The following is a 13,838-nucleotide window of genomic DNA, read 5'->3' on the forward strand; positions in this document are numbered from 1 at the left end:
CGTATCCAAGGATTTTCACAATGAAGGTTTATCTAGATCATGAATAATTTTTGTTTCCTCTCACATACTAAAGACTATTAACTACTTAAGTGTGTGAAATGGAGATCAGCGGATTCATGAAACATCCTTGGATTGGCCGACGTGTGTTGAAAACGGGACTGGCCGTTTGTTTAACAACGGCGATTTGTATGGCATTCAACCTATCCCCTACTTTTGCTGTGATCTCGGCGATTGTTACAACGGAACCCACAGCTGCTGATTCGCTAAAAAAAGGATTGATTCGTTTGCCGGCAGCTGCATTAGGTGCTTTTTTTGCCGTGCTTTCAGCGTATTTCTTTGGACAGACCCCTATTACGTACGCAATTGTATCAATGATCACAATTGCGGTTTGTGCTCGCTTGAGGCTGGATGCTGGAACATTAGTAGCCACATTAACAGCTGTTGCCATGATCCCATCGACAACTGATCATTTATTTGCTGATTATGTTTCTAGAGTAGCTGGCACGTCTTTAGGAATCATGATTTCCACTTTTGTGAATTTCATGATCTTACCACCTAAATTTGGCCCAATTTTAATGAACAAAGTGGAAAAAATGTTTGCCATGTTATCATCTGAGCTTAAACTTGTCACAACGAAGGTGGTCGATTTTGAAAAGGAAGAGACGATGACCTCGTATCGTACGTTGCACCATCACTTATCCGAGACGTATAAGTTAACAACATTTCAACATGATGAATGGAAATATCGGAAATCGTCTTCCTCTGAAAAACGGTCTTTCACTTATTTACATCGAAAGCTAGATTATGTTTACAAAGCCCTTGCTCACTTGGGGAAGATCGGTCAAATTCGGTTGAAGAAACCACTATCTGTAAAGGAGAGGCAGCTCGTTCTTTCGTTTCTTGTTTCGTTGACAAACATTCTTCAAGACCCTTTACACCAAATTCACACGGAACATTATGCACTTGCCAGACAATTGGAGGACGCGATGCACAAAAAGAAAGATGCAACGGAGCCGATCCATCGCCTGCTCTCTGAATTGATCTCGCTCCATGATTTGACCGTTGAGCTTGAACAATGTACGGCTGATGAACGCCGTTTTTCATTGGAAGAACGCGCGTACCCTTCCTATATTTTTTTAGAAAGGCTACGCCCCTCGGATTAATGTGATTAGGAGAACTCAACTTAACAAGCAGAGAGGAGAATGACATGGGTAAATACAAAGTGTTTATTATTTCAGTAGCTATTGCCGCTATTTTTATTGCTTGGGGACTTATTGCTCCTAAAAATTTAGCGGCGGTCACAAAAGTGATCGATTCGTTTATTTTAAATGAACTTGGTTGGTTTTATTTGCTTTCCGCAACAGGGTTTCTCGCGTTCGCGATCTTTTTGATATTTAGTAAGTATGGGAACATTCGCTTAGGGAAGCAAGAGGAAAAACCAGAATACAGCTATCTTACATGGTTTGCTTTCTTATTTACGGCTGGAATGGGGATTGGTCTTGTATTTTGGGGTGTTGCGGAACCTGTATATCATTACTTTGACCCACCGATTGCCGTGCCAGAAACGGCGCAGGCGGCTGGTGAGGCAATGCGCTATTCCTTTTTCCACTGGGGCTTGCACCCTTGGGCAATCTATACGATTGTCGCTTTAGCCATCGCCTATTTCACTTTCCGCAAAGGGGAATCAGGCGTTCTTAGCTCCTCCTTTAGGCCATTGATTGGTGACCGGGTTGATGGCTGGATTGGAACGGTGATCAATGTCATCGTCGTGTTTGCTACCATTTTTGGTGTCGCCACATCCCTCGGATTTGGAGCGGCACAAATTTCCGGTGGGCTCAACCACTTAGTACCTGCTGTCGGAGATTATAGCCCTTATATGGTGCAACTGATCGTCATCTTTGTCGTCACTATTCTATTTATGGTGTCATCACAAACCGGCTTAAACCAAGGGATTCGTCATTTAAGCCGCATCAATATTGTTTTAGCAACCTTACTTATGCTGCTCGTACTAATCTTAGGACCAACAAGTTATTTATTAGGGGTTTTCACACAAACCCTCGGCTCGTATATTCAAAACTTGCCTGGGATGAGCTTTCGTCTTGATGTATACAACCCAGAAACAAACTGGGTGGAAGGCTGGACAATCTTCTATTGGGCTTGGTGGATTTCATGGGCACCATTTGTCGGCTCATTCATTGCTCGTGTTTCAAAAGGACGAACGATTCGTGAATTTGTCATTGGGGTTCTTGCAGTACCTGCTCTCTATGGCGCTCTATGGTTTAGCGTTTTTGGTGGAACGGGCATCTATTTCCAACGAGAGGGCATTGCGGATATTAACGGGTTGATGGCCGATCATGGAATGGAGATTGCTTTGTTTGGCTTATTAGAGCAATTTCCACTCGGAACGTTTTTATCTGTCATTGCGTTATTGTTAATTGCGTCGTTCTTTATTACATCTGCTGATTCAGCAACCGTCGTTCTCGGAATTCAATCAACCGACGGCGATTTAAACCCTTCAAATGTTGTCAAATTCGTATGGGGGCTCATCATCTCTGCAAGTGCGGCGATTTTGCTTTTAAACCAGGAAGGTTTGGGGGCTCTGCAAACCGCAGCGATAATAGCGGCCTTGCCGTTTACAGTTATTATGATTGTTCTCATTTTTTCCATGGTTAAATCATTTAGGCGGGAAATCATCCCTGCACGCCAACCAAAAAAGCGATAAACGTGAGAAAACATGCCCCTGTCATCATCTTTATAAGCTGATGACAGGGTCTTTTTTATCACTATCCTGTAAATAGATGTCTTTTAACGTAGAGAAAATAAAACAGATGTTTCTATTTCATTACAATTATGTTACTGATCACCGAACCTAGCCATCACATGATAAAATGATGACAAGAAGATGATAAAGTGAAATTTTATCAATTTCTTTTCCCTATTATATATTAGGTGTAGCCCACACAGGGCAAGTTACAAGCATTTCCATAGGACATTTATCGGCTTGAAGTGAGAGTTTCTACCAGTTAAATAGATAAAACAGTGGACAGGTTGGAGTGAAGGGGTGATCAATCGTATGAGGTTTCTTTTGTGGGTCGGATGTGTTATTTGTCTCACGGGATGTATCGCAACGAGCGATTCAACCTCTTCGCCACCATTCATCCAAAACGATGTAAAAACAACGATTTTATTTTCAGAGCCAGACCCTGTCGATCAAGAAAAGCCTTATTTAGACGCGCTGCTGGAATTGCAATCCCTTTATCCAAACGAAGTTCCTCACGTTTTAGTCACTTCTGGAGAACATGAGGATGTTATTCGCTATTTTCAAGTCGAACAATTCCCAACGCTTATTGTCGTTCAAGGTGACAAAGTCTTTTTGCGTCTCGAAGGCGAGTACAGTACAGCGCAAATCATAAAAGAAATTGAACGAGTGTATCATCTATCATCAAAATCGCTATCAAAAAAAGAATCGAGTTTTATCTATACGATTATATGTCAAGCTTCCTCTAATTTTCTGAGGAAGCTTTTCTAGTGTCTTCACTCCTCTTCTAAAAATATAATTCCTTTTTTTGTCTGATATCTATTGACAACTTACCTGTATGAACCATATAATACACTAGAGCTGTATTAAAGGATTAATACGCTTCGTGCGCCGATGATGTATTAAGTTGTTAATACACCAATAATAGGAGCTGTTGCCATGAAAATGAATTTTAATAAGCGCGATCCTGTCTACCTACAAGTGATCCGACACTTTAAGGAACGTATTGCTACGGGAGCGCTCTTGCCAGGTGAAGAAATTCCATCACGTCGTGAATTAGCGAACAATTTAAAAATTAATCCAAACACCGCACAGCGCGCGTATAAGGAAATGGAGGAACAAGGATTGATCAAGACGGAAGGAAATTTACCGAGTAAAATTACGAATGATCCGGACATATTAGCTTCTGTCCGCTCAGAGCTCATTCGAGACGCAGTGGATAACTTTATTGCAGCGATTAAACCCATTCATGTGCCGATCGATGAAGTCATTACGCTATTAAAAGAAAAATACGAGAAGGACGAGATTTGAGGGGGACACTTATGATTGAAGTAAAAAACGTGACGAAAAAATATGGACGGAAGCTCGTATTAGATGATGTCTCATTTACAGCGAAAAAAGGGGAAATCACTTGCCTTATTGGCATTAACGGTGTTGGGAAAACGACAATTCTCAAAGCAATGATGGCATTAACCCCGATACAATCAGGGGAAATTTTAATCAACGGTCAACCGATTGACAAACACACTTTTGAACAAGCGACTTTTATTCCAGATGCAATCACGATGATGCCTAATATGACCATCCGGCAGGCCATGGATTTTATGAACGAGTATTACCGCAATTGGAACGTGGAACGCGCCAAGGAATTACTCTCATTTTTTAAATTAAATGAACAAGACCTCATTTCAAGCTTATCGAAAGGCAATGCAGCGAAGGCCAATTTGTTGCTCGGGCTTGCGCTCGATGTTGATTTTTTACTAATGGATGAACCCTTTTCTGGGATCGATATCTTTAGCCGCGAACAAATTGCCGATTGTTTTACAAGCCATCTTATCGAAGATCGTGGCGTCATCATAACAACTCACGAAATCGGTGATATTGAACATTTAATTGATCACGTTGTCGTGCTAAACGATGGAAAAGTCTATAAACAATTTCAAACAGAAGCTCTGAGAGAAAACGAAGGAAAGTCTGTGATCGATGTATTGAGAGAGGTGTACAACCGATGAAAAATTACTTAAAACTAACACACTTTGAAGTCCATCGTTTCGCAAAGTTATATGCCGTTCTCCTAGTTGTCACACTCCTTTCCCAAATCATAGGTGTGTTTGTTATTTCGAAGCGATTTTTAAATCATGCAACAGAAATCATGGTTCAGAATCGAATGAACGAAGCACAGTTCATGGAGGAATATGGACCTATTAGCATGGCCAACATTACAAATAGTATGTGGTTTGTCAGTCCAATTGCATTCGGAGCTGTCACATTACTCCTTTATGTATTTCTTATTTGGTATCGTGATTGGTTCGGAAAAAATACTTTTATTTACCGGCTACTTATGTTACCTACGGAACGGATCAACATTTACTTAGCAAAAGCGACCGCCATCTTTCTAATGGTGCTAGGACTTGTGTCATGGCAACTTATTCTCCTGTCGCTTGAAACGAAGCTGTTGGCATGGCTTACACCTTCTGCTCTTCATGTAGAACTCCCATTGCGAGAAACATTGCAGAGCTTAGACTTTTTACATGTGATCATCCCCTATTCCATTATGGAATTTTTCATTCATTATGGACTGGGGCTCATGTTTGTGTTCGTTGTGTTCACAGCGATTCTTCTCGAAAGAAGCTTTAGGCTTAAAGGCATTATTTTCGGTGGCATCTATGTTGGAATTGTTTGGCTCATTTTTCTTTCACCGGAGCTGTCCTTCTCGAGAAGTTACTTCTTCCCAATCGAAATCTTTCTCATCCACCTGCTGCTCTCCGTTATTATTATAGGTGGCTCGATCTGGCTAAGTTATTACTTATTAAGAAAACGAATCATGGTGTAGGGGTGTGACTTATGGGACGATATTGGAAACTAGTTGTATTAGTAACAGGCATTGTGGTTGTTTTGGGCACTTTTTTTATTCAAACGACGCTAGCAAACCTTGCTTTACCTGAATTCGACATCAAGAAGGTGACTGGCGACCTGGCTGAGATCGATCCAGTCATCATCAATGGATATTACGAAGATCGTATAGTATGGAGTGACATGTGGATAACGAGTAAAGAAACAGTCCACTTAAAGAAGCGTTCTTTTTTCGAGAGAATGAATGATTTACAATTCCACAGTCCACTCGTACAAGATCTATATAAAAATAATCGCTCCTTTCTTCGGGGAAAGAATTTTTATTCAGGCACGTTTATTGAAAATGACGAGCAAATCACTTATGTAAGCCTCCCTTGGGATCAGACCAACGATACTGCAGTACAAGTGGAAATAGCGATTTTAGATAAACAATCAAAGGAAGAAACGCTCTTTCAATTGGACATTCCAAATGGTGAGAAATATTTCTATCTTTACTTGGAGCAAGTGATTGTAAGAGATGATGAACTTCACATCGCAGCAAGCGTTTCACCTCATTTTGATGATGAAGAAATGCACGTTTATAGTATTGATTTAGCGAAGCAGACGGTCACCCACGATACGCTCATTTCGGATCAGGACAGCTATCTGCAAACATACGTAGATGACGATCAACCTACTTTTTTAGTTTTCGAAAAAAATCTGTATCAAGAAGTTGAGGAAAGTCATAGCGAATTTGTAGATAAACAGCTGATGTACATGGACTTAGCGACAAAGGAAGTCGTGAATCTCGACCTCCCGTTTGAACTAGATGAAGATAAAATCGTGCACCTTGAAAACGATACCCTTTACTTGCTCTCTTTAGCAGAGAAGCAATTGATGATCGAAGGATTCAATCTAGTGACAGAGGAGGTATTAGAAAAGACGATTGACATGCCACTTTTATCAAATGTGACGATCAACAATTACGTTATGGCACTCTCTGGCCAAAAGGTATACCTCACTCGGTCCAATCCTAATGAAAATAGAGGGGCTCCGATCACTGTTATCGACTTTTTAACAGAGAATATGCTGTTTGAAGGCACAATCGAGCCAAAGCAAGAGATAGGCAACCACTATAAGCTTACCTTTTACAACATGAATGTTCGAAATTAAAAAGATAAAAAAACACGGTGCTAAAATAGCAACCGTGTTTTTTACCGTTAGCGGTTATTTTACGATGTGAATCGGTGTTCCAAGTGCTACTTCTGCAGCTTCCATCGTAATTTCGCCTAAAGATGGATGGGCATGAATCGTAAGAGCAATATCCTCAGCCGTCATACCAGTTTCAATCGCAAGGCCAAGCTCTGCAATCATATCAGAAGCATTCGGACCGGCAATTTGTGCACCAATGACGAGGCCATCTTCTTTACGAGTAATGAGCTTCATGAAACCATCTGCATCATTTAGAGACAACGCTCTTCCGTTTGCAGCAAACGGGAATTTTGCAGCTGTTACATCATAGCCAGCTTCCCTCGCTTCTGTCTCAGTATAGCCAACCGTAGCGAGCTCTGGGTCAGAGAATACAACGGCTGGAATCGCCAAGTAATCAATTTCTGACTTTTCCCCGGCAATCGCTTCTGCAGCGATTTTCCCTTCGTAGGAAGCTTTATGTGCTAGTGCAGGTCCTGCAATGACGTCGCCGATCGCATAAATGTTGCTTAAGTTCGTACGACATTGTTTGTCAACTTTGATCAAACCGCGCTCTGTAAGCTCGACTCCGATTTGTTCAAGACCAAGCTCATCCGTATTTGGTTTACGACCGACAGTAACCAATACATAATCAGCTTCAAATACTTCTTCTTTGCCTTTAATTTCTGCCGTTACTTTTACGCCATCTTCTGTTTCTTCCACGCCTTTAGCCATCGCTTCTGTATGGAAAGAAACACCGTTCTTTTTCAACTTACGCTCAACAAGCTTTGCCATTTGCTTTTCAAACCCAGGTAAGATTTGTTTGCCACCTTCAAGTACAACTACATCTGAACCTAAGTTTGAATATGCACCTGTAAGCTCGATCCCGATGTAGCCACCGCCGATAACAACAAGTTTTTTCGGAACTTCTTCTAGCGCGAGGGCACCAGTTGAATTGATAATCCGCTTTGAATATTTGAAGTTCGGTAATTCAATTGGACGAGAGCCTGTTGCGATGATGCAGTTTTTAAACTTGTATGTTGTTGCATTTTTCTCATCCATAATGCGCACAGAGTCTTCCGAAGCAAAGTAGGCCTCACCTTTAATGATTTCTACTTTATTCCCTTTAAGTAACCCTTCTACGCCACCTGTTAATTTATTTACGACAGATGCTTTCCACTCTTGAACTTTGCTGAAGTCTAATGTCACGTTTTCTGCCTTAATCCCTAAATCGTCAGAATGTAGAGCGTTGTGATAACGATGACCAGCAGAGATCAACGCCTTGGAAGGGATACAACCAACGTTTAAGCATACTCCCCCAAGAGTACCTTTTTCTACAATTGTTACGCTTTGTCCAAGCTGCGCTGCACGAATCGCGGCAACGTAGCCTCCTGGACCTGAACCAATGACGAGAGTATCAACTTCTTTTGCGAAATCACCTACAACCATTCCTTACCCCTCCATTAACATTAATTGTGGATCGTTCAACAAACGCTTCACATGATTCAGTGCGTTTTGTGCTGTGACCCCGTCGATGAGGCGGTGATCATAGCTGATTGAAAGTGCGAGAACTGGAGCCGCTACAATTTCACCATCTTTAACAACTGGCTTCTCTTCGATTCGGCCAATTCCTAAAATCGCTACTTCTGGGTGGTTGATAATTGGCGTGAACCATTGACCACGAGCAGAACCAAGGTTTGAGATTGTGCAAGAGCCGCCCTTCATTTCAGCAGCGCTCAACTTACCATCACGTGCTTTAATCGCAAGCTCATTAATGTTGTCAGCTAATTCAAAGATCGATTTACGATCTGTGTCTTTAATGACTGGAACGACAAGTCCTTGCTCTGTGTCAGCCGCAATACCAATATTGAAGTAATGCTTGTACACAATCTCCTCGTTCACGTCGTCAATCGACGCATTAAGAACCGGATACTTCTTCAACGCAGACGTTAAAGCCTTCACAACATAAGGTAAGTATGTGAGCTTTGTCCCTTGCTCTGCTGCGATTTCTTTATACTGTTTACGATGTGCAACAAGAGCCGTAACATCCACTTCATCCATGTGGGTGACATGCGGGGCTGTATGTTTCGAGTTGACCATCGCTTTTGCGATCGCTTTACGGATCCCTTTAAGCGGTACGCGCTCTTCCCGTTCACCAACAGGAATTTCAGTCGGCTCCACATTAGATGCTGCCGCAGGTGCCGCTGTTTCGGCTTTTTCTTCCGAAGCCTCTGCTTGAGTATCTCCACTCAAGAAAGCATCAATGTCTTCACGTAAAATGCGACCGTTTTTCCCTGTTCCCTTCACTTTCTTAATGTTTACACCTTTTTCACGAGCGTATTTACGAACAGATGGCATCGCGATGACGCGTTTGTCTTCGTCGCCGTCTTCTTCAGGTGCTGTTTCTTTTGCTGGTGCCGGCTCAGCTGGTGCTGCTTCCTCAGCTTTTTCTTCTGGTGCAGGGGCTTCTTCTGTTTCTTCCGCTCCTACTCCTTCTCCAGCATCGATCGTGACGAGCACATCACCGACAATCGCTACTGTCCCTTCTTCTACTTTAACCTCTAAAATTTTCCCGTCAACCGGTGAAGGAATTTCTACGACTGCTTTATCGTTTTGAACTTCCAAAAGAATATCGTCTTCTTTTACTTCATCACCAGGTTTCACGAACCATTTGACAATCTCACCTTCATGAATGCCTTCCCCGATGTCAGGCAATTTAAATTCGTAAGCCAATCCAAGCGCCTCCTTTTTTAATCCTATTCTTCTTATGAGGAGAGAAGGAAGACCGTAGTCACCCTTCTTCCCTTGACCGTATCTGAATTAAAATTCAATGACTGCTTTTGCTTTTTCAACAATATCTTTGAAATCAGGAAGCCATACATCTTCCGCTGCTGCAAACGGATAAACCGTATCTGGCGCAGAAACACGCATGATCGGTGCTTCCAAATGAAGGATGGCACGTTCTTGGATTTCTGAAGCTACATGCGCACCAATCCCAGCTTGTTTTTGAGCCTCTTGTACAACGATCACTCGGCTTGTCTTTTTCACAGATTCTAAAATCGTATCGATGTCAATAGGACTGATTGTTCTCAGGTCAATGACCTCGGCACTAATGCCTTCTTTTTCAAGCTCTTCTGCCGCTTTTAGAGAAGAGTGAACCATTGCGCCATACGTAATAATAGAAACATCTTTTCCTTCGCGCTTCACATCAGCTTTACCAAGTGGAATTGTGTACTCCTCTTCCGGAACTTCCGCACGGAAAGAGCGGTATAACTTCATATGCTCTAGGTAGATAACTGGATCATTGTCACGAATCGCAGAAATCAATAACCCTTTTGCATCATATGGAGTTGACGGAATCACAACTTTTACACCTGGTGTCTGTGCCATTAAACCTTCTAAGTTATCGGCGTGAAGTTCAGGTGTTTTTACCCCTCCACCAAACGGAGAGCGGACCGTAATTGGCGAATGATACTTGCCACCTGAACGATATCGCATTCTCGCCATTTGTCCAGCAACCGAATCAAATACTTCAAATACAAAACCGAAAAATTGAACTTCCATGACTGGGCGGAAGCCTGTTAATCCTAGACCGATCGCTAGGCCCCCAATTCCAGACTCAGCAAGTGGTGTATCGAATACACGGTCTTCGCCAAATTCCTTTTGAAGCCCTTCAGTAGCACGGAAGACACCACCGTTTTGGCCTACGTCTTCACCAAAAACGAGAACATTCTCGTCACGTTTTAGCTCATTACGCATCGCATCCGTAATCGCTTGGATCATTGTCATTTGCGCCATAGGTTACTTCGACTCCTTTGCTGTATATTCTTCTAATTGCTCACGAAGATGCTGAGGAGCTTCTTCAAACATAAATCCGATCAAATCTGTTACTTTTTGCTTAGGGGCAGCATCAGCTTTCTTAATAGCCGCTTTAATATCTTCTTTCGCTTTTTCTACCACTTCGTTCTCTTGCTCTTCACTCCAAAGTCCTTTTCCTTCTAAGAACTTACGGAAACGAACGAGCGGATCTTTCTTTTCCCATTCATCATCGAGGTCAGAAGAACGATAACGAGTTGGATCATCTCCCGCCATCGTATGCGGCCCATAGCGATAGCAAAGCGTTTCAATTAATGTCGGACCATCCCCAGCGAGCGCTCGCTCACGTGCTTGCTTTGTCGCTGCATAGACTGCTAAGACGTCCATCCCATCTACTTGAATCCCTTCAATTCCTGCAGCAACTGCTTTTTGAGCAATGGTTTTAGCAGCAGATTGTTTTTCGACAGGAACCGAAATCGCAAAACGGTTGTTTTGAACAACGAAAATCGCTGGAGAGTTGTAAGCACCAGCAAAGTTCATTCCTTCATAGAAATCCCCTTGAGACGCACCACCGTCTCCTGTATATGTGATTGCTACATTTTGCTTTCCTTTGCGCTTAAGACCCATCGCAACTCCAGCTGCTTGGACGATCTGAGCTCCGATAATAATCTGCGGCATAAGCACGTTCACACCGTCTGGAATTTGTCCGCCTTCAAAGTGACCACGGGAATATAGGAACGCTTGATAGAGCGGTAAACCATGGAATACGATTTGAGGAATATCGCGATATCCAGGTAAAATCCAATCCTCTTTATCAAGGGCAAATTGCGACCCAAGCATGGATGCCTCTTGGCCTGCAACTGGTGCGTAGAACCCTAAACGCCCTTGGCGGTTTAAGGAGATTGCGCGTTGGTCCCAAATTCTTGTATACACCATGCGCTTCATTAACTCTTGTAATTGTTCATCACTTAGATCAGGCATTGCAGCTTCGTTTACAACTTCGCCTTCTTCGTTCAAAATTTGAAATGTCTCAAACTGACCTTCCACTTTTTCTAACGTCTTTGTACTCACTTGCCTTCACCTCTTCCTTTCAAATGAAAATATCTGACGATTAAAACCATTTATCGATGATTGTCGTTTTTTTAAACTCCTTACATAGAATACCCATTCCCTGTCCCTACATAACCTTAATCATTCGAGGGATAGGTATTGAAGGTGGCTTTAATTGTCAGCTTTGACGCATTAACATGGATATCACGTTAATTAGAAAACTGTATTAGTCATCTTTTCGAGAAAATAATACAATTTATCTTCCGTTGATAAGTCTACATCAACGGATAGAAATTCGTCAATCCTTTTGCATTATCTATCTGAATCCACTTTCATGAAACCATGTTAAAAAACCTTACTGTTATATATCAACTTCACATTAATTATAGTACAGTTCTCATGACGAAAAAGCTCAACGTCCAGTTGAATATTGGACGTTGAGCTTTGTTCCGTTATAAAATTCCCGTTTCTGTTCATTGTATTCTTTTGTTCGTTCATTAAATTCGCTCTTTGCCTCATTGATTTGTTCATATTTAGCATTTATACGTTCAATTTGCTCCTGCAACGACTCGATCGAAGTCGACTCATCCTTTAGCATTTCATAGAGCTGACGGTCCAACTCAATCCCCTCTACATAATCTGCCGCAATCGTTTCATATAGATGAAATCGCTCACTCATCGTCTTCATCATTTCTTCAAGCAATGCTTTCATATCTGGATCTTTATATTTTTCCACATAGCTCTCAATGTTCTTAAACGCTTCGTAACTTGCAGTCATGCTTTCTTTCTCCAAGGCGATGATTTCTTCCCGTCTATAGGTTTGTTCGATTGCCTCAGCAGCTAACGCCTCTATCTCTTCTTTTTCCCCTACATTTTGGGAAATTAACGCTTCATACCGTTCATATTCTTCCTTTTCTGCAAGCCTTAAAGGAGCTTGTTGTTCTAAAAAGCCTTTCTCTAGTTCAACTGCCGCCTCTAAATGTTCGTGAATTTTTTCATCTGTTTTCCCGCAAGCCGTTAAGGCCGTGATAACCAAAATGATGAATGCCCACCGCAAATACGTTTGCAAATGAATGCCCCCTTATACAACTTGTCCCACATAATCACAATTGTTGATCTCATCATGAAGCAAGATGACACACTTAAGATTGATACATGTGTATGAGCAAAAAAGCACAGTTATGATTTCTTTTTCTGGGCATCCGTCCAACCAATCATGTAATTACCGCATATGTTGTAGGGAATCGCCCGAAAGCGATAATCAAAGGAGGTAATGACTCAATGTACGGATATGGTTTTGATGGATGCTTTGATCCTTGCGGTTATGGCGCTGGTGCACCAGTTGCCGGAGTCGGTTACGGCGCTCCTGTTGGAGTAGGCTATTGCCCACCAGTAGCAGGCGTTGGTTACGGGCCAGGAAAAGGCTTTGCTTTAATTGTGGTTCTGTTTATTTTATTGATCATCGTTGGCGCGTCAAAATTTGGCGTATATTAAAACGACGATTTCGCAAAGGAGGCCTCCCCCTAGGTCTCCTTTTTTATGCATTTACTTGAATTCTGATGAATTTGACTCTAAAGTAAGAATGAAGAGAAAAAGGAGTGATACATAGTGTTGACGATGAAGGACATTGTTCGCGAAGGGAACCCCGTACTGCGAGAAGTCGCTAAACCTGTGCCTGTACCGCTTTCTGATGAAGACAAACAAACCGCCAAGCGAATGCTTGAGTTTTTAATAAACAGCCAAAATCCTGAAATCGCGGAGAAATATTCGTTGCGACCAGGAGTTGGGTTAGCCGCGCCTCAAATCGGTTTAAGCAAACAAATGATCGCTGTTCATACAACCGATGAAAATGAAAAGGAATATAGTCTAGTCCTCTTTAACCCGAAAATCATTAGCGAATCGGTGGAAATGACCCACCTTGAAGGAGGAGAGGGCTGCTTATCGGTTGACCGTGAAGTACAAGGGATCGTACCAAGACATGCACGAATTACGGTAAAAGCTATTAATGAGAACAATGAAGAAGTACGTCTGAAATTAAAAGGATTTCCTGCCATCGTGTTTCAACACGAAATTGATCATCTAAACGGGATTATGTTTTACGATCGAATTGAGGGTTGGGTGGATCCTTATAAAAGGGAAATCAATCCGAGCCTATAATTACTGAACCCTATTTTAAATAACGGAAACCCAGTGG

13 protein-coding genes and 1 pseudogene are annotated in these 13,838 nt (G+C 42.1%); 9 read left to right on the forward strand and 5 right to left on the reverse strand.

All coding sequences use genetic code 11. The annotated features are described in order from the left end of the window. Positions 1-116: 116 nt before the first annotated feature. The 7 genes from FED51_RS13380 to FED51_RS13410 all read left to right on the forward strand — a co-directional run bounded on the left by FED51_RS13380 (position 117) and on the right by FED51_RS13410 (position 6,763). Complete coding sequence (locus FED51_RS13380; RefSeq protein ID WP_233422054.1) at positions 117-1,163, forward strand: FUSC family protein; 1,047 nt, start codon at positions 117-119, stop codon at positions 1,161-1,163. 44 nt (positions 1,164-1,207) lie between these two features. Then, the gene (locus FED51_RS13385) at positions 1,208-2,722 is read left to right on the forward strand and encodes a BCCT family transporter (RefSeq protein WP_053430860.1); all 1,515 of its coding nucleotides are present in this window, start codon (positions 1,208-1,210) and stop codon (positions 2,720-2,722) included. A 351-nt stretch (positions 2,723-3,073) separates the two neighbouring features. Further along, positions 3,074-3,529, forward strand: coding sequence for a thioredoxin domain-containing protein (locus tag FED51_RS13390; RefSeq protein WP_041820680.1), 456 nt, complete (start codon positions 3,074-3,076; stop codon positions 3,527-3,529). Positions 3,530-3,697: 168 nt separating this feature from the next. After that, complete coding sequence (locus FED51_RS13395) at positions 3,698-4,069, forward strand: GntR family transcriptional regulator (RefSeq protein ID WP_010898797.1); 372 nt, start codon at positions 3,698-3,700, stop codon at positions 4,067-4,069. A gap of 11 nt (positions 4,070-4,080) precedes the next feature. Continuing rightward, positions 4,081-4,770 carry an ABC transporter ATP-binding protein gene (locus tag FED51_RS13400; protein ID WP_010898798.1) on the forward strand — a complete coding sequence of 230 codons (690 nt, stop codon included), beginning with the start codon at positions 4,081-4,083 and terminating at the stop codon, positions 4,768-4,770. Next, complete coding sequence (locus FED51_RS13405) at positions 4,767-5,591, forward strand: hypothetical protein (RefSeq protein WP_010898799.1); 825 nt, start codon at positions 4,767-4,769, stop codon at positions 5,589-5,591. The genes FED51_RS13400 and FED51_RS13405 overlap by 4 nt, the downstream gene beginning before the upstream one ends. A gap of 11 nt (positions 5,592-5,602) precedes the next feature. Beyond that, complete coding sequence (locus FED51_RS13410; protein ID WP_138090582.1) at positions 5,603-6,763, forward strand: hypothetical protein; 1,161 nt, start codon at positions 5,603-5,605, stop codon at positions 6,761-6,763. Positions 6,764-6,817: 54 nt separating this feature from the next. Here FED51_RS13410 and lpdA read toward each other — a convergent pair whose 3' ends face one another. The 5 genes from lpdA to FED51_RS13435 all read right to left on the reverse strand — a co-directional run bounded on the left by lpdA (position 6,818) and on the right by FED51_RS13435 (position 12,713). Next, the gene (lpdA, locus tag FED51_RS13415; protein WP_053430858.1) at positions 6,818-8,227 is read right to left on the reverse strand and encodes a dihydrolipoyl dehydrogenase; all 1,410 of its coding nucleotides are present in this window, start codon (positions 8,225-8,227) and stop codon (positions 6,818-6,820) included. Between the two features lie 3 nt (positions 8,228-8,230). Next, entirely contained in the window at positions 8,231-9,511 is a 1,281-nt protein-coding gene (locus tag FED51_RS13420) for a dihydrolipoamide acetyltransferase family protein (protein ID WP_010898802.1), read from the reverse strand. An 87-nt stretch (positions 9,512-9,598) separates the two neighbouring features. Then, positions 9,599-10,576 (reverse strand): alpha-ketoacid dehydrogenase subunit beta, encoded by a 978-nt coding sequence (locus FED51_RS13425; RefSeq protein ID WP_010898803.1) that lies wholly within the window; start codon positions 10,574-10,576, stop codon positions 9,599-9,601. A gap of 3 nt (positions 10,577-10,579) precedes the next feature. Then, complete coding sequence (gene pdhA / locus FED51_RS13430; RefSeq protein ID WP_010898804.1) at positions 10,580-11,665, reverse strand: pyruvate dehydrogenase (acetyl-transferring) E1 component subunit alpha; 1,086 nt, start codon at positions 11,663-11,665, stop codon at positions 10,580-10,582. Between the two features lie 391 nt (positions 11,666-12,056). After that, the gene (locus tag FED51_RS13435; protein ID WP_175414330.1) at positions 12,057-12,713 is read right to left on the reverse strand and encodes a YkyA family protein; all 657 of its coding nucleotides are present in this window, start codon (positions 12,711-12,713) and stop codon (positions 12,057-12,059) included. Between the two features lie 338 nt (positions 12,714-13,051). Here FED51_RS13435 and FED51_RS21755 point away from each other — a divergent pair. Together FED51_RS21755 and def are read left to right on the forward strand one after the other, a co-directional pair. Beyond that, positions 13,052-13,138 (forward strand): annotated as a pseudogene (locus tag FED51_RS21755) (YjcZ family sporulation protein); the annotation flags it as partial. Positions 13,139-13,252: 114 nt separating this feature from the next. Then, the gene (gene def / locus FED51_RS13445) at positions 13,253-13,801 is read left to right on the forward strand and encodes a peptide deformylase (RefSeq protein WP_010898807.1); all 549 of its coding nucleotides are present in this window, start codon (positions 13,253-13,255) and stop codon (positions 13,799-13,801) included. The last annotated feature ends 37 nt before the right edge of the window (positions 13,802-13,838 follow it).

The organism is Halalkalibacterium halodurans, assembly GCF_005671335.1.
GTDB classification, from domain to species: Bacteria; Bacillota; Bacilli; order Bacillales; family Bacillaceae_D; genus Halalkalibacterium; species Halalkalibacterium halodurans.